The sequence below is a fragment of the Microbacterium stercoris genome, assembly GCF_017592545.1.
Classification (GTDB): Bacteria; Actinomycetota; Actinomycetes; order Actinomycetales; family Microbacteriaceae; genus Microbacterium; species Microbacterium stercoris.
The window spans coordinates 675,416-695,698 of sequence record NZ_JAGFOA010000001.1; the positions used below are offsets into that span (position 1 = coordinate 675,416).

Below are 20,283 nucleotides of genomic sequence, written 5' to 3' on the forward strand. Positions count from 1 at the left end.
TTCCTCGTCTCAGGAGATCGGGATGTCAGCGCGGACGCGGCGCGCGCGCCTTCGTGGGGTCGATGCCCTTCGGGATCGGCAGCGATGCGAGCGACTGCGACATCGACTCGATGCGCTGGATGACGGCGCCCATGGTGGCGCGGTCGATGGCCTTGGGCAGCTTCTTGATCGTGCGCACGAGCTCGGAGATCGGCACCTCGCCCTCGCCGTGGCCCACGTACAGCTCCGTCACGGGCACACCGGCGGCGACGCGGCTCGTCTTCATCTTCTCGTCGCGCATCAGCTTCGTCAGCCGGCCGCGCGCGCCCTCGCCGACGACGACGATGCCGCCGCGACCGACCGCGCGGTACACGGCCTCCTGCGTCTTGGGGTTCACGCCCACGGGCATCTCGCTCGCACGCCAGTTGCGGCCGAGCATGGTCGAGAGGACATGGCCGGATGCGCCGGGCATGCCATCGAGCTTCTTGTACATGGCGCCGGTCGAAAAGCGCGTGAGCGTCATCATCGCTCCGAGCGCGCCGATCAGCAGGCCGGCGATGCTCCACAGAACGATGCCGAGCACATCAGGCTGCAGAAGGAAGCCGAGCGCGACGCCGATCCCGATTCCGAGGAGGGCCACCCCCACCAGCACCCAGCCGACCCACGGGTACACCTCGCGCGTGAAGGTGAACAGGGATCGGATCTGCGAGAAGAAGCCGGGGCGCTTCTCAGCCTGAGGGGTGCGTGCTGCCATACCCTCCAGTCTACCGAGGCGTGCGCTGGCGCTCGACCGCCCCCGCGGTGCTGTGGCTCGTCCACATCCGGCCGTTCGGCCCCGCTCGTTCACATCTCGACCTCCCGCCGCTGGGGCGCTCCGTCGACGCCGCAGGATGGGGGCATGCCCCAGCTGCGAGCTCGTCCCGGCGCGCCGGATCCGCCCGCGGAGACAGCGCGGTCTGCCTCCACGTCGGCACCGCTGACCGATGCCTACCGCCCGATTCGCCGGATCTCGCCGCCCGAGGCGCCTCTCGACGGCGTGCTCGCCGCGGTCGGGGAGCGGCGAGTGCTGCTCGCCGATGCCGCAATGGCGGCAGACGGTGTCTTCGCGGCGCGCGGGCAACCGCCGCAGCACCTGCTGACGCCCCGGGACGTCGTGCGTCGTGCCGACGGGCACGACCTCGAGCTGCCATGGTGCCGCGAACGGGTGACCCGCCTTCTCGATGCGCGAAGCGCACAGGGGCGTCCCCTGGCGGGAGGGGAGATCGTCACGCTCGCGGTGAGCGTGCTTCGGGGCACCTGCGAGGCCTGGGACGACATCGGGCCGGAGGGCGAGCCGATGCCCGGCCGCTGGTGGCTCGACGACGAGGGGCGTCCGCTCTTCGCGCCGATGCCCGATGGTGGCCAGATCGCGCGGGAGGCCGCGGATCTGCTGGAGCAGGCGGCCGCGCACACGCGCGACCGCGTGATGCTCCGACTGCTCGGGCAGGCGCGCGAGGCGCTGCAGCGCCCTCGCCGGCTGTGGCGGCTGATCGGCCCCCTCGAAGACGCGCTTCTCGAAGCATTCGCGTCGCGCGGCATCGAGCAGCCCGACGCGAGACCTGCACGACGGGCGATGCTCGATGAGCCGGAAGTCGGAGCGAGGGAGGCGTTCCGACCGCCCCCGCGTGGGGCACTCACCGCGATGTCCGAGAGCTTCGCCGGCGCAGCGCTCGCGGACCTGCTCGGAGAGACCCTCGACCGCGTCCGTGGCGCGGTGCGGCGTGTTGCGACGGGCAGGAGCGAGGGTGGACGTCGTGTTCCGCTGATGGTGGGTGCGGCCGTGGCAGCCGTGGTACTCGGCGGCGGGCTGCTCTGGCCCACGGACGTGCAACCCGCCGATGCGCGGTCCCCAGGCAGAGGTGGCCGGTCAGCCGCGCCCGGCACCACCGCACCCGCGGTGCCGACACCGGCACCGACCCAGACACCGACTCAGCGCCCGACGGCGCACCGTGAGGACGCGCGCGCTGCCGGCGAGCGTCTCCGCAGGGCGATCGTCGACTGTGCCGCACACGGCGATCCGCTGTGCGAGGTCGTGCGCGAACCGGGCGCTGAGGCGATCGACGATGGCGTGCTCGCCGCGCTGGCGGAGGCCGGTACCACCCAACTGCTGGACGACTACGGCGATGTTGCGGTGCTGCGCGCCGATGGGCCGGAAGGCCGATCTGCGTTGCTGCAGATCGTGCGGCTCGACGGCCACTGGATGCTGCGCGGCGCGCAGCTGCTGCCAGCCGGCTGAGATGCACGGACGCCGAAGGGGCCCGGCCGGCGTGATGCCGGACCGAGCCCCCTCAGGTGGACTGCTCTCAGATGCCGAGGTCGGCGGAGAAGTTCGCCTCCTCCAGGCGGGCCTTGACGGCCGAGAGGAAGCGAGCCGCATCCGCGCCGTCGATCGTGCGGTGGTCGTACGAGAGTGCCAGGTAGACGTACGAGCGGACCGCGATCGCCTCGACGCCGTCGACCGTCACCACGCCGGGGCGCTTGTAGACGATGCCGGTGCCCAGGATGGCCGACTGGGGCAGGAACACCACCGGCGTGTCGAAGAGCGCGCCGCGCGAACCGGTGTTGGTGAGCGTGAACGTGCCGCCGGCGAGGTCGTCGGGCTTCAGCTTGCTGTTGCGCGTGCGCTCGGCCAGATCGGCGATGCCCTGGGAGATCTCGGCGAGCGTCTTCGAACCGGCGTCACGGAGGACGGGCGTGTAGAGGCCCTTCTCGGTGTCGACCGCGATCGAGAGGTTCTCGGAAGCCGGGTAGACGATGTTCTCGCCGTCCAGCGTCGAGTTGATGATCGGGTAGGCCTGCAGTGCTTCCACGGCCGCCTTGGCGAAGAACGGCAGGAAGGACAGCTTGCCGCCGGTCGCGGCGACGAAGTCCTTCTGCACCTGCTGACGGAACGCCGCGACCTTCGTGACGTCGACCTCGACCACGGTGGTGAGCTGTGCCGTCGACGTCATCGACTCGACCGCGCGCGATGCGAGCACCTTGCGGAGGCGGCTCATCGGCACGGTCGTACCGCGCAGCGGCGAGACCTCGAGCTTGGTGGCCGGGGCCGCGGCAGGCGCGGGCGCCGTGGCGGCGGGAGCCGACTTGCTCTCCGCGGCCTTGAGCACGTCTTCCTTGCGGATGCGTCCGCCGACACCGGTGCCCGAGACGGTGGACAGGTCCACGCCGTTCTGGGCGGCCAGGCGACGCACGAGGGGCGTCACGTAGACGTTGTCGTCATCCGCGGTCGGTGCCGGAGCGGCGGGTGCCGGAGCAGCCGGAGTCTGGGCCGGAGCGGCGGACGGAGCCGGAGCTGCGGCGGGAGCCGGGGCCGGAGCAGCGGCGGGAGCCGGAGCAGCGGCGGGTGCGGGAGCAGCGGCGGGAGCGGGAGCAGCGGCCGGAGCCTCCGGGGCGGGCGCCTCGGCGGCGGGGGCGGGGGCGCCGCTGCCGACGCGAGCGAGCACCGATCCGACCTCGACGGTCTCGTCCTCGTTCACCAGGATCTCCTGGATGACGCCGGCGACCGGCGAGGGGATCTCGGTGTCGACCTTGTCGGTCGAGATCTCCAGGAGCGCCTCGTCCACCTCGATCGAGTCGCCGACCTGCTTCAGCCAGCGCGTGACGGTGCCCTCGGTGACGCTCTCGCCGAGCTCGGGGAGCACGATGTCGGTCGCGTCGCCGGCGGGTGCAGCCGGAGCGGTTTCCGCGGCGGGAGCCGGGGCAGCCGCAGCGGCGGGAGCCTCGGCAGCCGGAGCCGCAGCAGCCGGAGCCGCGGGGGCCTCGGCCGGAGCAGCCTCGGGCGCGGCCGGGGCCGCGGGGGCTGCGGAGCCGTCACCGATCTTGGCCAGGACGGCGCCGACCTCGACGGTCTCATCCTCCTGAACGAGGATCTCCTCGATGACACCCGCGACGGGCGACGGGATCTCGGTGTCGACCTTGTCGGTCGAGATCTCGAGCAGGGCCTCGTCGACGGCGATCGTGTCGCCGACGTTCTTCAGCCAGCGGGTGACCGTTCCCTCGGTGACGCTTTCGCCAAGCTCGGGGAGGACCACGGAAGTACTCATGTCGGAGTCTCCTTCAGGGTTTGATGACGTGTTACAGCTTAGTGACGTGCGGACCGCGAATCGGACCGCCTGCGCCTGCGAGTTTCGGCGGAGCGACGCTCAGATCGCGTGCAGCGGCTTCCCGGCGAGCAGCAGGAAGGCTTCGCCGAGCGCTTCGCTCTGCGTCGGATGCGCGTGGATGAGGGGGGCGATGTCCTCGGGATGAGCCTCCCAGGCGACCGCGAGCTGGCCCTCGGTGATCAGCTCGCCGACGCGATCGCCGAGCAGGTGCACACCGAGCACCGGGCCATCGACGCGTCGCACGATCTTGACGAGTCCGCTCGTGCCGATGATCTCGGACTTGCCGTTGCCCGCGAGGCTGTACTCATAGGTGGCGATGCCGTCGGCGCCGTGCGCCTCGATGGCGAGCGCCTCGGTGAGTCCGACGGAGGCCACCTCGGGGTGCGAGTAGGTGACCTTGGGGATCTGCGTCTCGGGCACCGGCACGGGGGAGAGGCCGGCGATCGCCTCGGCGACGAAGATGCCCTGCTGGAAGCCGCGGTGGGCGAGCTGGAGTCCGGGAACGATGTCGCCGACCGCCCAGACGCCCTCGGCCGAGGTGCGCAGGCTCTCGTCGACCGTGACGAAGCCGCGATCGAGCGCGACGCCCGCCTCTTCGAACCCGAGCCCGGAGGTCACGGGACCGCGACCCACAGCGACGAGCAGGTAGTCGGCGCGGATCTCGGATCCGTCCTCCAGAGCGACGGTGACACCCTCGGCGTCCTGCGTCGCCGCGGCGAAGCGCACTCCCAGGCGGGCCTGGATGCCGCGCTTCCGGTAGGCGCGCTCGAGGCCCTTGGAGAGCGCGAGGTCCTCGTTGGGGACGAGGTGCTCGAGCGCCTCGACGATGGTGACCTCGGCACCGAAGGAGCGCCAGACGCTCGCGAACTCGACGCCGATCACGCCGCCGCCCAGGATGACGACCGACGACGGGATGTCGTCGAGCGCGAGTGCGCCCTCGCTGGTGAGGATGCGGCCGCCGATCTCGAGACCGGGCAGGCTGCGGCTGTACGAGCCGGTGGCGAGCACAACGTCCCTGCCGATGTAGGCGTCATCGCCGACGCGCACCGTGCGATCCGCCTCGAGACGGCCTCCGCCGGCCACCACGGTGATGCCGCGCCGGGCGATCAGGCCCTCGAGGCCCTTGAACTTCTTCGCGACGATGCCCTCGCGGTAGGCGCGCAGCGCATCAGGGTCGACGCCGCCGAGCGATGCGGTGATGCCATAGGAAGCCGCGTCGCGCACGGAGTCGGCGATCTCGGCCGCGTGCAGCAGCGCCTTCGTGGGGATGCAGCCGCGGTGCAGGCAGGTTCCGCCGACTTTGTCCTTCTCGATCAGAGCGACCGACTTGCCGAGCTCGGAGGCGCGGATCGCTGCGGCATAGCCGCCCGATCCGCCGCCGAGCACCACGACATCGAACTCTGCGGATCTCGACTCGGTCACTTCGCTCCCTCGCTTGATGTGGTCGCGCGGAGGCGCGTCACAGAACCTCGCCGCCCGCTGCGACGAAGTCGATCAGGGCACGGGTGGTGGCGCCCGTCGGGCCCTTGTCCGTGAAGCCGTACGCGCTGGACGTGCTCATCGCCGAGCCCGCGATGTCGAGGTGGACCCACGGGATGCGCGGAGCGTCCTCGTGGTCGCCGGTGCGCCCGATGAAGCGCTGCAGGAACAGACCCGCGTACATCGAGCCGCCGTTGCGGTTGCCCATGTCGGCGTTTCGCATGTCGGCGACGCGCGACTCGAGCTGCTCGGCGATGTACCCCGGCAGCGGCAGGGGCCACGCGAGCTCGCCGGTGCGGTCGGCCGAGCGCAGGAAGGCGTCCACCGCGTCGCCGTGGCCCATCACACCGGTGTGGCGAGTGCCCAGGGCGACCAGGATCGCGCCGGTCAGGGTCGCCACATCGACGATCACGTCGGGGTTCTCACGGCTGGCGGCGACCAGGCCGTCGGCGAGCACAAGGCGTCCCTCGGCGTCGGTGTTGGTGACCTCGACGGTGGTGCCGTCGAGCATCGTCAGCACATCGCCGGGTCGCGTCGCGCGGCCCGAGGGCATGTTGTCGGCGATGCACATCCACGCCGTGACGCGCACGGGCAGCTCGAGCTGCGCTGCGGCGCGGACGACCGCGAGCACCTCGGCCGCGCCGGTCATGTCCTCGTTCATCCCGAGCATGGATGCGGCGGGCTTCAGCGACAGACCGCCCGTGTCGAAGGTGATGCCCTTGCCCACGAGCGCGATGTGGCGGTCGGCGCCGTCGGGCGCCCACTCGAGGCGCACGAGGCGGGGCGGGCGATCCGATCCGCGACCCACGCCGAGGATGCCGCCGAAGCCGCCCTCCTCGAGCGCTGCCTCGTCGTACACGGTGACGTCGACGCCGAGGCCCTCGACCGCGGTGACCGCGGCGTCGGCCAGCTGCGCCGGGCTCTGGCGGTCAGCGGTCGTCGAGACGAGGTCCTTCACGAGGGCGACCGCCTCGGCGCCGGCGCGGACGGTCGCGAGGGCGCTCTCGTCGACCGGGCCGGGAACGTGGACGAGGACGGTCGACGCACGGCGCTTCTTCGCCGCCTTGTCCGGATCCGTCGTCTTGTAGGAGTCGAAGGAGTACCCGCCGAGCGCGGCTCCCTCGGCGGCGAGGCGCCAGGCGTCGTCGACGCGAGCGGCCACGTGCACCGCGACGGTGCCGAATCCGGTCAGCTGGCGGACGGCCGCGCCGATCGCCTCGCGCACGTCGTCGCCATCCGGCTCGGCCCCGAGACCGACGACGGCGAGCGGCTTGTCGGTCACCTCGGGGGCGTAGACCCGGGCGAAGGAGTTCTTGGCGCCGGTGAAGCCGATCGCCTCCAGCGCGGGCTTCAAGCCGGGGACGTCGAGCCTTTCGCGCTCGTCGAACGACGGCAGGGCGAGGATCGCCGCCTCCGCGCTTTCCGAGGGGAACGAATCTGTGGTCAGCGCGAGCACGGGAATCGGCATGACGTCCATCCTAGGTACGCGCAGAGCGGAAGAGGGCCGCGCCGCACCGACGGCTCGTAGCATGGAGGAATGCCCTTCACCGGTGACATCTACGAGCACGTCGCGAACGGACCCGAGGTCCCGCAGGGGCTGCCGCTCGTGTTCCTGCTGACCGGCTTCACGGATGCCGGTGGCGCCGTCTCCAACCTCATCGACTTCGCGCGCGAGGAGCTCGCGCCGCGGCCCGTCGTCGTGTTCTCGAACGACGCGCTGCTCGATTACCGGGCGCGACGACCGATCGTCACCTTCGAGCAGGACCACCTCAGCGACTACCGCCCGCCGCGCCTCGAGCTCTCGCTCGCGAGGGACGCCCTCGGGCAGCCGTTCCTGCTTCTCTCGGGCTACGAGCCGGACTTCGCGTGGGATGCATTCGCCGACGCGGTGATCCGGTTCGCGGATCGGTTCGCCGTCTCCTCCGTCACCTGGGTCCATGCGATCGGCATGCCGGTGCCGCACACGCGCACGCTCGGCACCACGGTCAGTGGAAACCGCGCTCAGCTCATCGAGTCGCACTCGATCTGGCACCCGCGCACGCAGGTGCCCGCCACCGTCGGCCATCTGCTCGAATACCGCTTCATCGAGGCCGACTTCGACACCGCCGGCTTCGTGCTCCTTGTCCCGCACTATCTGGCCGAGACCGACTACCCGGCAGCGACCATCGCGGGGCTCGATCGCCTGATGGCGGCGACGGGGCTCGTATTCACGCTCGACGACCTCTACGGCGAGAACCGCGAGTACCTCGGCCGCGTCGAGGATCAGATCGCCGGCAACGACGAGCTCGGTGCGATGGTGCGTGGCCTCGAGGAGCGCTACGACGCGTACGCCGCGGGGGTTGTCGGGGGCGGTGTTCCCTCTGTGGGAGGCATCCGCGAGGGAGATCTGCCGAGCGCGGACGAACTCGCCGCCGAGCTCGAGCGCTTCCTGGCGAGCCGGCCGAACACCGACGACGACAAGAAGCCCTGAGGAATAGCACGACCGCTGCGCACGTTGACTTCAGTGTGCGAAAAGCGGGTGCGACGCCACCGCGATGATGCGGTGCGTGAGCGTCCGCAGACCTATGAGACAATGGGTGTCCGACCCGTTGTCGAGACGGCGCATATGATGCGCCGGACTTGACAAGGGTCTTACTAGTGCCCGTACACATCCGGGGGCGCGGCGCGCGAGTGCCGCCGGTGAAAGGCGAAAACGTGACCACAGCCACGAAGACTCCGCGGACCACCGCGAAGAAGAAGGACGCCGAGGTGGAAGAGGCCGTCGAGCCCGCCACCGAGAAGGCGCCCGCGAAGACCACGGCACGCAAGACCGCCGCCGCGAAGGACGGCGCCGCCAAGGCGCCCGCGCGGAAGACCGCCGCCAAGGCGGCGCCGAAGAAGGCGTCGACCAAGAAGGCGAAGGACGAGGACGACGAGGGCGACGAGCCCGTCGAGGTCGAGGAGATCGACGTCGAGGACGAGTCGGCCGAGGAGGAGAGCGCCGAGGGCGAGGCGACGACGAAGGTCGTCACCGAGCCGCTGCCCACCGGCGCGATCGTCATCTCGTCGAGCGACGAGGAGGACGTCCCCGTCTACTCGACGCAGATCACCGGCGCGACGGCCGACCCGGTCAAGGACTACCTCAAGCAGATCGGCAAGGTGCCGCTCCTCAACGCCGCCGAAGAGGTCGACCTCGCCATGCGCATCGAGGCCGGCTTGTTCGCCGAGGAGAAGCTCTCCAAGATGTCCGCGGCCGAGAAGTCGCAGCAGCTGGGACTCGACCTGCAGTGGGTGGCCCGCGACGGTCAGCGCGCCAAGTCCCACCTGCTCGGTGCGAACCTCCGACTCGTCGTCTCGCTCGCCAAGCGCTACACCGGTCGCGGCATGCAGTTCCTGGACCTGATCCAGGAGGGCAACCTCGGTCTGATCCGCGCGGTCGAGAAGTTCGACTACACCAAGGGCTTCAAGTTCTCGACCTACGCCACCTGGTGGATCCGCCAGGCGATCACGCGCGCCATGGCCGACCAGGCCCGCACCATCCGCATCCCGGTGCACATGGTCGAGGTCATCAACAAGCTCGCTCGCGTCCAGCGTCAGATGCTGCAGGATCTCGGCCGCGAGCCCACACCCGAGGAGCTCTCCAAGGAGCTCGACATGACCCCCGAGAAGGTCATCGAGGTGCAGAAGTACGGCCGTGAGCCGATCTCCCTGCACACGCCCCTGGGTGAGGACGGCGACAGTGAGTTCGGCGACCTGATCGAGGACACCGAGGCGGTCGTCCCCGCCGACGCGGTCGGCTTCACGATGCTCCAGCGTCAGCTCGAGAGCCTGCTCGACTCGCTCTCCGAGCGCGAGGCCGGCGTGATCCGCATGCGCTTCGGTCTCGGCGATGGCCAGCCGAAGACGCTCGACCAGATCGGCGACACGTTCGGCGTCACGCGCGAGCGCATCCGCCAGATCGAGTCGAAGACGATGGCGAAGCTGCGTCACCCCTCGCGCTCGCAGTCGCTCCGGGACTACCTCGAGTGAGCGGCACGGCGAACGAGGGCAAGGCGCTCGAGGTTCAGCTGGACGGCGAGCGTGTGCAGCGCATCCCGCTGCGCACGCGCGTCGTCATGCCGGACGACTCTCTCGACGAGGTCATCACGACCTATGCGAAGGATGCCGTCCAGCCGGGTGATCTGCTGTTCGTGACCGAGAAGATCGTCGCGATCACGCAGGGACGCTCGTACCTGCTCACCGACATCCGGGTGCGTCCGCTCGCACGCTTCCTCTCCAAGTACGTCGTCAAGACGCCGTACGGCATCGGTCTCGGCATGCCCGAGACGATGGAGATGGCGCTGCGTGAGTGCGGCACCCCGCGCATCCTCTTCGCGGCCGCGGTGGCCGCCGTCACGAAGGCCTTCGGGCGTCGCGGCGACTTCTACCGCATCGCCGGCGACAAGGCCCGCGCGATCGACGGTCCGACGTCCGGCACGATCCCGCCGTACAACAAGGCCGTGGTGCTCGGCCCCGAGAAGCCGCGCGAGGTGGCCCGCCACCTGCAGCAGCTGCTCGGGGGTGGCGTTGATGTCGCAGTCGTCGACATCAACGACATCGGCGGCAACATCCTCGGATCCACGCTCGACAAGGCGGGGGAGAAGCGCCTCGTGCGCATCCTCAGCGACAATCCGCTCGGCCAGGGACACCAGTCCACGCCACTCGGCATCGTCCGCCCTGCGTAATCCGTAAACAGGAAAGGCCCCTCCTCGGAGGGGCCTTTCCTGTTCTCACCAGCGGGTCTGGACGGAGCCGCGACCTCCTCGGCCGATGCGGCGCAGCTCAGACCGCATCCCCGCCGGGACCGAGCCGTGCCGCGTCAGAACCCGATCGCCTTCTGATAGCGGGGCTTGTGACCGGTGCGGATGCCCGTGACGCTCGGCTTGTTCTCGTAGACGCCCGCGCCCCAGTTGCCCTCGACGAGCACGGGGCCCTCGGGAGTGACGACGACGTCCCAGCCGACGTACGGCACCTCGGGCACAACGCGCGCGGCTTCCTTGATGAAAGCGATCACCTCGTCCATAAAGGGCAGCTGGAACTCGGCGATCGGGAAGCCGGTGTCGGGGTGCTTCTGGTGCACGTGGCCGTGCGAGTCATAGCCGTCGCCGAATGCGCGGCCGTCGTCGTGCAGCATCGTGTAGAAGCCGCCGTACGACATCTGGTCGCTGACCGCCCCGCGACCGAACTTCTGGGCGATCGCGAGGATGTGCACGTCCGTCCCGTCGTTGAACGCCGTGATGCGCGTGGTGTTGACGGTGCCAGGGCAGACCGCGGCGAGGTCATCGTGCTGGCGGATGACCTCCTCGAGCAGCAGCTCGTCGCGCTCGAGCAGTCCGCGGTGGAACGCGTCCCAGTCGCCGACATCCGACGCGTGGTATCGGCGCACGCCGAGGCCCATGTGGCTGACGGGCACCTTCGCGATGAACGTGCCGTGCTTCTCGGCGAAGGCCTTCACCGCGTCCGCGTTGTTCTTGTCGACAATGAGCCACTCCCGCTTGAGGAAGCGGTCGAACAGCTTGTTGAACTCGATCTTGTTCTCGAACAGCACCCTCTTGTCGAGCTGCGCGGTCTGCTTGGCGATGCGGATCGAGACGGGGTGGGTCATGAAGGTGGCGCGCTCGGCCTTGGAGAGGATAGCGAAGTCGTAGTCGACGTAGTCCTGGAAGGCGACATCGTTGCGAGCGGCCGACCACAGCATGTCCGCGAGCACCTTCGGTGTCCAGCTGCCGTGCTGCTCGTGCACCTCCTTCGCGCGCTCCACCACCGACTTCACGTCGATGTTTCGGGCACGCTCCGCGAGGTAGCGGAACTTGCCGGCGAGGCCGAGTCGGTTGTCAGACAATGCACACTCCGTAGGTCATCGGGGCGGTTCGGCCCCCGGGTTAGTCTAGGTCGATGACCTGGCCGAACCCCCGGCGAGCCGCCCCGCTGGCCCGCATCTCACGCTCGGCCCTTCGCTCCAACGCCCGTCTTCTCGCGGCCGATCCGGGCGCTGTCGCCGATCTGCGACGCGACGCGTGGGGCCATGGCGTCGGCGTGGCGGCCGAGGCTGTCGCAGCCGAGGGCATCCGCTACGCCAACGCGGATCGGCGAGACGCTGCGGTGGTGCAGGCGGCCGGCCTCGAAGCGGTCGAAGCAGACCCCGTCGGCGGCGAGCTGCTTTACGGTCTCCCGGGATCGGGGGGCACACCGGTGCTCTCGCTCGCGGCGCCCGTGCTGTCGACGAAGCCCCTGCTGGCGGGAGAGGGAGTCTCGTATGGGTACACCCATCGCGCCACCTCGGACACGCGGCTGGCGCTCATCGCGGGCGGATACGCGGAGGGCGTTGTGCGCGCCCTCGGCAACAACGCCGGTGTCGAGCTCTCGGGCGCCGTGCGGCCCATCGTGGGTCGTGTGGCCATGGACGTCTGTGTCATCGACATCGCGGATGCCGCGGTCGACGCCGGCGACACCGCGGTGTACTTCGGATCCGGTCTCGTGCGCGACGCCCTTGCCGACTGGTCGCGGATCACGGGGCTCACCCCGGCCGAGCTCGTCTGCGCCGTCGGGCTCCACGTCGAGCGGGAGGTGGTCGCGTGACGGCTCAGCTGCGCATCTCTCGCGCGCGTCTCGCACAGAACATCGCCTCGGTGCGGGCGCGCGTCGCGCCCGCCGAGGTCATGGTGGTCGTGAAGGACGATGCGTATAGACACGGCGTCGAGACCGTGGCGAGTGTCGTCCGCGAAGCGGGTGTGTCGTGGCTCGGTGCGATTGATCTGCGGAGCGCCCTTCGCGCGAAGGCCGCGGTCGGCGACGCGGCACGCGTCTTCTGCTGGCTGACGCTCGGCACTGACGAGACGCACAAAGCCCTCACGGGAGGCCTCGAACTCGGCGTGGGGGATGCCGCATACCTCGAGCGCATCGCCGACGCGGCGGCGGGCACCGCCGTCGTGCACCTGAAGATCGACACGGGACTGCATCGCAACGGCGTGCGTCCCGAGCAGTGGCCGGCATTCGTCGGCCGCGCCGCGGAGCTCGAACGCGCCGGGCGCATTCGCGTCGCGGGAATCTGGAGCCACATCTCCGAGGCGAGCGACGAGGACGACGACGTCGCCCGCGCGGCGTTCGATGTGGCGGTCGAGGTCGCCCGTGAGGCGGGCCTCGCCCCCGAAGTGCGCCACCTGGCCGCCAGCGCGGCAGGGTGGGCGCGCGAGGAGTTCCGCTACGACCTGGTGCGTTTCGGTGCCTTTGTGTACGGCGTGCGATCTGCGGACGGTCCCGTGCTACCCGGCATCGTCCCCGTCGCGACTCTCGTCGCGCCTGTCGTGGCGGTGCGCGGCGACGAGGTGGAAATCGGGATCGGATCCCTTGACGGGCTCCCGTCCTCTCTCGCAGGCGTCGCTGATGTCGGCACGCCCGGCGGCAGCCGGGCCCTGCTGCGTGTCGCCCTGGGATCCAGCGTCGTGGCCGCCTGGCCGGGGGCTGCGGTCGGCGACGAGGTCGCGGTGTGGGGCGACGGAGCGCGCGGCGAGTCGTCCTCCACGACGCTCGCGGAGGCGATCGGGACGGTCGGCGAGGAGCCGCTCCTGCGTCTGTCGCCGCTCATCCCTCGCGTCGTCGTCGACTGACCGAGCCAGACGGATCCCTGCCGGCGGACCCGTGGTACACGCGAACGCGCCCGCCCCCTCGAGGGGGACGGGCGCGTGATGCGTGGGGGCGGCGTCAGGGGGCGTCGATGAGACGCGCGGTCTCGTCGTGCCACGACGTGGCGACGGCGCGCAGCTTCTCCTCGTACTTGCGGCCGTGGTGCGCGCAGAAGAGGAGCTCGCTTCCGTTGACCTCGGCGGCGATGTAGGCCTGCGCTCCGCACGAGTCGCAGCGGTCCATCGCCGTGAGGCGGTAGGAGGGGGCGGGTGCTTCGGTGACGGTCATGGTGTCTGCCTCCTCGATGTCGGTTCGGGTCCTGCGAGTTGCATCACATGTAACCACTGCGGGCTGAGAAACCTGCCCAACCCTCGGCCTGTTTCGCTCAGCGCGTACGACGGCCCCCGCCTTGCCAGACGGGAGTAGACCGCCGGGGAGTGTCCGCCCGGGGATGTCCGTGGTCGCGATTAGCATCGAAGATTGTGACTGCCGAGTACTCCGCCCATCATCTCCAGGTCCTGGAAGGACTCGAGGCCGTCCGCAAGCGCCCGGGCATGTACATCGGCTCGAACGGCTCGCCCGGTCTGATGCACTGCCTGTGGGAGATCATCGACAACTCCGTTGACGAGGCGGTCGCGGGCAACGGCTCGAAGATCGACGTGATCCTCCACGCCGACGGCTCCGTCGAGGTGCGCGACCGCGGGCGCGGTGTGCCGGTCGACGTCGAGCCGCGCACAGGGCTCACGGGTGTCGAGGTCGTGTACACGAAGCTGCACGCGGGTGGCAAGTTCGGCGGCGGCTCCTATGCCGCCTCTGGTGGACTGCACGGCGTGGGCGCCTCGGTGGTCAACGCGCTGTCCGAGCGCCTCGACGTCGAGGTCGACCGCAACGGCAAGACCTATGCCATGTCGTTCCACCGCGGCGAGCCCGGAGTGTTCGCCGACGCGCGTCCGGACGCCCCGTTCACCCCCTTCGAGGAGCGCAGCGAGCTGCGGGTCATCGGCAAGGTCGCCAAGGGCGTCACCGGAACGCGGGTGCGCTACTGGGCAGACCGGCAGATCTTCACCAAGGACGCCGCGTTCCAGCTGGACGATCTCGTCACGCGCGCGCGACAGACCGCCTTCCTCGTGTCGGGGCTCGAGATCGTGATCCGCGACGAGCGCCCGCTTGCTCAGCCGGACGGCGAGCTCGTGGAGACCTCGTACAAGTTCGACGGCGGCATCTCGGAGTTCGTCGACTTCCTGGCCACGGATGCGCCGGTCACCGACACCTGGCGACTGACCGGATCCGGCACCTTCAAGGAGACGGTGCCGATGCTCCAGGCGAACGGCCACATGGTCTCGACCGAGGTTGAGCGCGAGTGCCGTGTCGACATCGCGCTGCGCTGGGGCACGGGCTACGACACGGCGATCCGATCGTTCGTGAACATCATCTCCACGCCCAAGGGCGGCACGCACCAGACGGGCTTCGAACAGGAGCTGCTGAAGTTCCTGCGTGACCAGGTCTCTGCGAACGCCCGCCGCCTCAAGGTCGGCGCGAGCGAGAAGCTCGAGAAGGACGACGTGCTCGCCGGCCTCAGCGCCGTGCTCACCGTCACGCTGCCCGAGCCGCAGTTCGAAGGGCAGACGAAGGAAGTGCTCGGCACTCCCGCCGTGCGATCCATCGTCGCCAAGGTCGTGCGCGAGGCCCTCAAGGAGCGTTTCGCGTCGTCGAAGCGCGACGACAAGACGCAGACGTCCATGGTGCTCGACAAGGTCGTCTCCGAGATGAAGGCGCGTGTCTCGGCCCGCGCGCACAAGGAGACCCAGCGCCGCAAGAACGCCCTCGAGAGCTCCTCGCTGCCGACGAAGCTCGTCGACTGCCGCACGCAGGATGTCGCGCAGTCCGAGCTGTTCATCGTCGAGGGCGACTCGGCGCTCGGCACCGCCAAGCTCGCGCGCAACAGCGAGTACCAGGCGCTGCTGCCCATCCGCGGCAAGATCCTCAACGTGCAGAAGGCCTCGGTCAGCGACATGTTGTCGAACGCCGAGTGCGCTTCGATCATCCAGGTGGTCGGTGCCGGATCCGGCCGCACGTTCGATCTCGATGCCGCGCGCTACGGCAAGGTCATCATGATGAGTGATGCGGATGTCGACGGCGCCCACATCCGCACCCTTCTCCTCACGCTCTTCTACCGCTACATGCGCCCGCTCGTGGAAGCCGGCCGGGTCTTCGCCGCCGTGCCCCCTCTGCACCGCGTGATCGTCGTGAACCCGGGCTCCAAGCCCAACGAGACGATCTACACGTACAGCGAGGCCGAGCTGCACAAGCTGCTCGACAAGCTGCGCAAGTCGAACCGGAAGTGGCAGGAGCCCATCCAGCGCTACAAGGGCCTCGGCGAGATGGACGCGGATCAGCTGGCGGAGACCACGATGGCCCGCGACGGCCGTCTGCTGCGTCGCGTGCGCCTGGAGGACGTCGAAGCTGCGGGCCGGGTGTTCGAGGTGCTGATGGGCAACGAGGTCGGTCCGCGTCGCGAGTTCATCGTCGACTCGGCTGATCGCCTCTCACGCGAGTCGATCGACGCCTGAGCCGCAGGGGGTCAGGCGAGCAGCCCCGCAAGGCCTGACCACAGCACCGACACACCGCCCAGGAACGACAGCACGAGGATGCTCCTGCGCGCCGCGCGCTCGGGAAGCCGGCTGGCGATGCGGGCGCCCACCAGCACGCCGGCGACGATCACGCTGCCCAGGATCAGCCACATCCACCAGGTCCAGGCGAGCGTCGCAGAGGGGTCGAGCAGACCTGTCGCGACGACGGTCGTCGCGCTCATGATGAGGAAGAACGGCTGGAGCGCTGCCGCGTAGGCACGCTGTGGCCAGTCGCCGAGGGCGCCGTAGATGCCGACGGCCGGGGCCGCCAGGCCGACCGAACCGTTGAGCACTCCGGCGATCAGCCCCGTCACCGCGACCGGCGCATTGCCGGCAATCGGCTCCGCCGTGCGGTGCAGCCAGGCCGAGAGGCCGACCCCGATGAGGATCATCGCGCCCATCACCGCCTTGAGCAGGGCCTCGTCGACGAGCCGTGCCAGCAGGATGCCCGGGACCACCCCCAGGAGTGCGGGCAGCAGCAGCCAGATCAGCCGCCGCCAGTGCACGAGGCGCCACACCTGTGCCAGCACGAGCAGCGACGCGACGGCTCCCATGGCGTTCATGGCTGTCACCGCTGGGAGCGGTCCGAGTACCAGCACGAGCACGGGCATCGCCACGAGTCCGAAGCCCATGCCCAAGGCACGCTGCCCCATCGCGCCGACGAGCGTGACTGCGCAGATCGCGCCGAACCCGAGGTCGATCAACGGATCAGGCGTCGGGTGCGACGAGGGTTCGTCCGATCGAGGCGATCGAGGCCTCGAGGGGCTGGCCAGAGGCGTCTCGGCGCGCGAGGGTCTCGGGCAGCTTGCGCACAACGCCCGAGGCATCGACGGCACGGGCCGGATCGGGTCCGACCCACGCCAGCGTGATGCGGTTCTCGCCCTTGAGGAATGCGTGCGCGCGGACGCCGCCCGTGGCGCGGCCCTTCGCCGGGAACTCGGAGAAGTCCGAGATCTTCGCCCGTCCGATCTCCATCCCGGCGATGGCGTCGGACGAGCCCGACACGGTGACCACAACGGTCTCGTCACCGATGGCGGCGCCGAAGAACACCACCTCCGCCTTCGGCGCGAGCTTGATGCCCGCCATACCGCCGGCCGGCGCGCCCTGCGGACGCACGGACGCCGCCGAGAACCTCAGCAGCTGCGCGTCGGAGGTCACGAACACGAGCTCGGCCTCCTCGGGAGCTGACGCGGCGCCCACGACCGTATCGCCGGGCTTGAGGCCGATGACCTCGAGCTCGGGCTTGGGGGCGAGCGATGACGGCACGATGCGCTTGACCACACCCTGCGCCGTGCCGATCGCGACGGGCACATCGGACCCGAGATCCACGAGGGTGACGATCTTCTCGGCGCGGTCGGTGAGGCCGACGTAGTCGTGCAGACGTGCGCCGACGCCGAGCTGCACCGAGTTCGCGGGCACCGACGGCAGATCGACGGGATGGAAGCGCACCACGCGTCCCTTCGACGTCAGCGCGCCGACCTCTCCGCGGATCGTCGCCTCGACGGTCGTGAGGATCGCGTCGTGCTTGCTGCGACGCCCCGGCGCCGCCAGCTGCTGGCCTTCTGGCACCTCGATGCGCACGGCGCGGCCCGTCGTCGACAGCGCGATGGTGGTGGGCCCGTCGGCGATCTGCAGATCCGGCTCGCCCTTCTTGCTGCGCGGCGCGGCGGGCTTGCCGTTCATCAGCAGCGTTCGGCGGGGCGTCGCGTGCTTCTCGGCCGTGGCGTCGAGTTCCAGCGCGACCTGCCGGCGCAGCAGCGTGTCCGATCCGAGCAGCTCCTCGAGCGCGGCGATCTCCGCGAGCAGCGCGTCCCGCTCCTGCTCGAGCTCGATACGCGAGAACTTCGTGAGTCGGCGCAGACGCAGTTCCAGGATGTACTCCGCCTGGATCTCATCGAGATCGAAGACGCTGCAGAGCTTCGTCCGCGCCTGCTCCGACGTGTCGGACGAGCGGATGACCTGGATCACCTCGTCGATGTCCAGGATGGCCGTCAGAAGGCCGGCAACGAGGTGCAGGCGCTCCTGTCGCCGGGCGAGACGATAGCGGCTGCGGCGCGTCACGACCTGGAGGCGGTGGTCGATGTAGACGCGCAGCAGATCCTTGAGGCCCAGTGTGCGCGGCTGCCCGTCGACGAGCGCCACGTTGTTGATCGAGAACGAGTCCTCGAGCGGCGTGAGCTTGTACAGCAGCTCGAGCACGGCGTGCGGGTCGAAGCCGGTCTTGACGCCGATGACCAGCCGCAGCCCGTTGTTGCGGTCGGTGAGGTCGGCGACATCCGAGATGCCCTGCAGCTTCTTGGACTGCACGGCGTCCTTGAGCTTCTCGATGACGCGCTCGGGGCCGACCATGTACGGCAGCTCCGTGATGACGATGCCGGTGCGGCGAGGCGCGACCTGCTCGATGGACACCTTGCCGCGCAGCTTGAAGGCGCCGCGACCGGTCTCGTAGGCATCCCTGACGCCGTCGAGCCCTACGAGGATCCCGCCGGAGGGGAAATCGGGGCCGGGCACGAACTCCATGAGCTCCGCGGTCGTCGCCTCAGGGTGCTCGAGGAGGTGGGTGGCGGCCGCGACGACCTCGCTGAGGTTGTGCGGTGCCATGTTCGTCGCCATGCCGACGGCGATGCCGCTCGCCCCGTTGACGAGCAGGTTGGGGTACGCCGCTGGAAGCACGGCGGGCTGCTGGAACTGTCCGTCGTAGTTCGGGATGAAGTCGACCGCGTCCTCGTCGATGTCCTCCGTCAGCGACAGGGCAGGGCGGTCGAGGCGCACTTCGGTGTAGCGAGCGGCCGCCGGACCGTCATCGAGCGACCCGAAGTTCCCGTGCCCGTCGACGAGGGGGACACGCAGCGCGAAGTCCTGCGCGAGGCGCACAAGCGCGTCGTAGATCGCGCTGTCACCGTGCGGGTGGAGCTTTCCCATCACCTCGCCGACGACGCGGGCGCTCTTCACGTGCCCGCGGTCGGGGCGCAGGCCCATCTCCGCCATCTGGTAGATGATGCGCCGCTGAACGGGCTTCAGTCCGTCGCGAGCATCGGGCAGGGCACGCGAATAGATGACCGAGTAGGCGTACTCGAGGTACGAACCCTGCATCTCCTGCTCGAGGGCGATGTCCTCGATGCGCTCCGGAGCGGATCCGGACGTGTTCGCGGATGCCGGGGTCGTGCGCGCCATACTGCTTCTCTCACCTGCTGTCGAAGGGCCCGGGTGCGGGTCTCTGATCGGGCAACGCGCGTCGTGCGAGACTTGCCCGGATGCCTCCCATCGTACCGACGGGCCCCGCGGCGGCCCGGAGCCTCACCGATGTCGCGCCGGACATCCTGCGTTCCCTCGACGGCGGCGGCGCGCTGAAGCCCGCGCGCTCCGCGGTGCTCTTCGTCATCGACGGGCTCGGCGCGATCCAGCTGCGCGCGCACGCGGGTCACGCTCGACGTCTGGCCGCATCGTTCGGGAAGAAGGACGTCGCACGATCCGTGTTCCCGTCGACGACGGCGGCGGCGCTCACCTCGATCCTCACGGGCGCGCATCCGGGCGAGCACGGCCTCGTCGGGTACCGCGTACTGGATCCGGCGCAGGGTCGACTGACGAATCAGCTCAACGGCTACGAGAACGACGGGCTGGATCCGGCGACCTGGCAGCGCCGCACCACGGTCTTCGAGACGGCAGTGGCAGAGGGGCGCCGGGCATTCGCCGTCGGCATGTCGGAGTACGCCAAGAGCGGTCTCACCGCGGCGGTTCTGCGGGGGGCGGAGTACGTCGGCGCCGATGAGGTGCGGATGCGCGTGCGTCTCGCCTACGAGCTGGCAGCGGGGGAGTCCGGCTCGCTCGTCTACTGCTATCTGCCGGAGATCGACAAGGCCGGGCACAGGCGAGGCGTCGATTCCGCCGCTTGGCTCGCCGCGCTCGAGGACGTCGACGCGGCATTCGCCGCCCCGGTCCCGGCGGGGGTCGGCGCGATCGTCACTGCCGACCACGGAATGGTGGACGTGCCTCGGCATCGCCACGTGCTGCTGCAGCACGGTGATCCCCGTCTCTCCGGTGTCGCGCATCTCGGCGGCGAGCCCCGCCTGCTGCATGTCTATCTCGAGCCGGGGGTCGATCCCTCGACGGCGGCATCGGTGTGGACGGAGCATTCCGGCAAGTCCGCGGAGGTGGCCACGCGCGATGAGGCGATTGCCGCCGGGCTGTTCGGGCCTGTCGACGTCGCGGTGCGCCCGCGCATCGGCGACCTGCTGATCGCGGCCCGCGGATCGTGGGCGTTCTACGACGACCGACTCGACGACAAGCGGCCGCAGGACATGGTCGGTCAGCACGGCTCCGTGAGTCCCGAGGAGACGACGGTGCCGTTCCTGCGGCTCGGGGCCTACTCCTAGCCCGCGTCGGGCGCGGCCAAGACGCGAACGGCCCGAGTG

Annotated in this window: 16 protein-coding genes; 8 read left to right on the top strand and 8 right to left on the bottom strand. The window is 69.9% G+C overall.

Going from position 1 to position 20,283, the window contains the following annotated elements; all coding sequences use genetic code 11:
- Positions 1-25 precede the first annotated feature (25 nt).
- Positions 26-733 (bottom strand): DUF4191 family protein, encoded by a 708-nt coding sequence (locus tag J5V96_RS03120; RefSeq protein WP_208500164.1) that lies wholly within the window; start codon positions 731-733, stop codon positions 26-28.
- A gap of 144 nt (positions 734-877) precedes the next feature.
- Here J5V96_RS03120 and J5V96_RS03125 point away from each other — a divergent pair, with 144 nt between their 5' ends.
- Entirely contained in the window at positions 878-2,254 is a 1,377-nt protein-coding gene (locus J5V96_RS03125) for a hypothetical protein (RefSeq protein ID WP_208500165.1), read from the top strand.
- A 67-nt stretch (positions 2,255-2,321) separates the two neighbouring features.
- Here J5V96_RS03125 and sucB read toward each other — a convergent pair whose 3' ends face one another.
- The 3 genes from sucB to J5V96_RS03140 all read right to left on the bottom strand — a co-directional run bounded on the left by sucB (position 2,322) and on the right by J5V96_RS03140 (position 7,068).
- On the bottom strand, positions 2,322-4,061 hold the full coding sequence (sucB, locus tag J5V96_RS03130; RefSeq protein ID WP_208500166.1) for a 2-oxoglutarate dehydrogenase, E2 component, dihydrolipoamide succinyltransferase: 1,740 nt from the start codon (positions 4,059-4,061) through the stop codon (positions 2,322-2,324).
- A 99-nt stretch (positions 4,062-4,160) separates the two neighbouring features.
- The gene (gene lpdA, locus J5V96_RS03135) at positions 4,161-5,543 is read right to left on the bottom strand and encodes a dihydrolipoyl dehydrogenase (RefSeq protein ID WP_208500167.1); all 1,383 of its coding nucleotides are present in this window, start codon (positions 5,541-5,543) and stop codon (positions 4,161-4,163) included.
- 37 nt (positions 5,544-5,580) lie between these two features.
- A complete protein-coding gene (locus J5V96_RS03140) occupies positions 5,581-7,068 on the bottom strand; it encodes a leucyl aminopeptidase (protein ID WP_208500168.1) in 1,488 nt (495 codons plus the stop codon).
- Between the two features lie 69 nt (positions 7,069-7,137).
- Between J5V96_RS03140 and J5V96_RS03145 the strand changes: the two genes are divergently transcribed.
- The 3 genes from J5V96_RS03145 to J5V96_RS03155 all read left to right on the top strand — a co-directional run bounded on the left by J5V96_RS03145 (position 7,138) and on the right by J5V96_RS03155 (position 10,303).
- A complete protein-coding gene (locus J5V96_RS03145) occupies positions 7,138-8,070 on the top strand; it encodes a proteasome assembly chaperone family protein (RefSeq protein ID WP_208500169.1) in 933 nt (310 codons plus the stop codon).
- Between the two features lie 224 nt (positions 8,071-8,294).
- Positions 8,295-9,608: an RNA polymerase sigma factor gene (locus J5V96_RS16915; protein WP_307793382.1), complete on the top strand. Its 1,314-nt coding sequence runs from the start codon at positions 8,295-8,297 to the stop codon at positions 9,606-9,608.
- Complete coding sequence (locus J5V96_RS03155; RefSeq protein WP_208500170.1) at positions 9,605-10,303, top strand: coenzyme F420-0:L-glutamate ligase; 699 nt, start codon at positions 9,605-9,607, stop codon at positions 10,301-10,303. Before J5V96_RS16915 ends, J5V96_RS03155 begins: the two co-directional genes overlap by 4 nt.
- A 134-nt stretch (positions 10,304-10,437) precedes the next feature.
- Here the strand turns inward: J5V96_RS03155 and J5V96_RS03160 are convergent, their stop codons facing one another.
- A complete protein-coding gene (locus J5V96_RS03160; protein WP_208500171.1) occupies positions 10,438-11,460 on the bottom strand; it encodes a sugar-transfer associated ATP-grasp domain-containing protein in 1,023 nt (340 codons plus the stop codon).
- 53 nt (positions 11,461-11,513) lie between these two features.
- On the opposite strand from J5V96_RS03160, the gene J5V96_RS03165 reads away from it, so the two are divergent.
- Both J5V96_RS03165 and J5V96_RS03170 read left to right on the top strand, forming a co-directional pair.
- Positions 11,514-12,197: an alanine racemase gene (locus J5V96_RS03165; protein ID WP_208500172.1), complete on the top strand. Its 684-nt coding sequence runs from the start codon at positions 11,514-11,516 to the stop codon at positions 12,195-12,197.
- Positions 12,194-13,225, top strand: a complete 1,032-nt coding sequence (locus J5V96_RS03170; RefSeq protein ID WP_208500173.1) for an alanine racemase — start codon at positions 12,194-12,196, stop codon at positions 13,223-13,225. Before J5V96_RS03165 ends, J5V96_RS03170 begins: the two co-directional genes overlap by 4 nt.
- A gap of 94 nt (positions 13,226-13,319) precedes the next feature.
- Here J5V96_RS03170 and J5V96_RS03175 read toward each other — a convergent pair whose 3' ends face one another.
- On the bottom strand, positions 13,320-13,529 hold the full coding sequence (locus J5V96_RS03175; RefSeq protein ID WP_208500174.1) for a DUF7455 domain-containing protein: 210 nt from the start codon (positions 13,527-13,529) through the stop codon (positions 13,320-13,322).
- Between the two features lie 194 nt (positions 13,530-13,723).
- Between J5V96_RS03175 and J5V96_RS03180 the strand changes: the two genes are divergently transcribed.
- Positions 13,724-15,811 (top strand): DNA gyrase/topoisomerase IV subunit B, encoded by a 2,088-nt coding sequence (locus J5V96_RS03180; protein WP_208500175.1) that lies wholly within the window; start codon positions 13,724-13,726, stop codon positions 15,809-15,811.
- A gap of 11 nt (positions 15,812-15,822) precedes the next feature.
- On the opposite strand, the gene J5V96_RS03185 is transcribed toward J5V96_RS03180, so the two are convergent.
- On the bottom strand, positions 15,823-16,575 hold the full coding sequence (locus J5V96_RS03185; protein WP_208500176.1) for a sulfite exporter TauE/SafE family protein: 753 nt from the start codon (positions 16,573-16,575) through the stop codon (positions 15,823-15,825).
- Between the two features lie 4 nt (positions 16,576-16,579).
- Entirely contained in the window at positions 16,580-19,045 is a 2,466-nt protein-coding gene (locus J5V96_RS03190; RefSeq protein WP_236014374.1) for a DNA gyrase/topoisomerase IV subunit A, read from the bottom strand.
- A gap of 80 nt (positions 19,046-19,125) precedes the next feature.
- Between J5V96_RS03190 and J5V96_RS03195 the strand changes: the two genes are divergently transcribed.
- A complete protein-coding gene (locus J5V96_RS03195) occupies positions 19,126-20,244 on the top strand; it encodes an alkaline phosphatase family protein (protein ID WP_208500177.1) in 1,119 nt (372 codons plus the stop codon).
- Positions 20,245-20,283 lie beyond the last annotated feature (39 nt).

Bases quoted from the DNA above. Each gene is read 5' to 3' on its own strand.
- J5V96_RS03120 (WP_208500164.1), bottom strand. From the start codon at position 733: ATGGCAGCACGCACCCCTCAGGCTGAGAAGCGCCCCGGCTTCTTCTCG.
- J5V96_RS03125 (WP_208500165.1), top strand. From the start codon at position 878: ATGCCCCAGCTGCGAGCTCGTCCCGGCGCGCCGGATCCGCCCGCGGAG.
- sucB (WP_208500166.1), bottom strand. From the start codon at position 4,061: ATGAGTACTTCCGTGGTCCTCCCCGAGCTTGGCGAAAGCGTCACCGAG.
- J5V96_RS03140 (WP_208500168.1), bottom strand. From the start codon at position 7,068: ATGCCGATTCCCGTGCTCGCGCTGACCACAGATTCGTTCCCCTCGGAA.
- J5V96_RS03145 (WP_208500169.1), top strand. From the start codon at position 7,138: ATGCCCTTCACCGGTGACATCTACGAGCACGTCGCGAACGGACCCGAG.
- J5V96_RS03165 (WP_208500172.1), top strand. From the start codon at position 11,514: ATGACCTGGCCGAACCCCCGGCGAGCCGCCCCGCTGGCCCGCATCTCA.
- J5V96_RS03175 (WP_208500174.1), bottom strand. From the start codon at position 13,529: ATGACCGTCACCGAAGCACCCGCCCCCTCCTACCGCCTCACGGCGATG.
- J5V96_RS03190 (WP_236014374.1), bottom strand. From the start codon at position 19,045: ATGGCGCGCACGACCCCGGCATCCGCGAACACGTCCGGATCCGCTCCG.
- J5V96_RS03195 (WP_208500177.1), top strand. From the start codon at position 19,126: ATGCCTCCCATCGTACCGACGGGCCCCGCGGCGGCCCGGAGCCTCACC.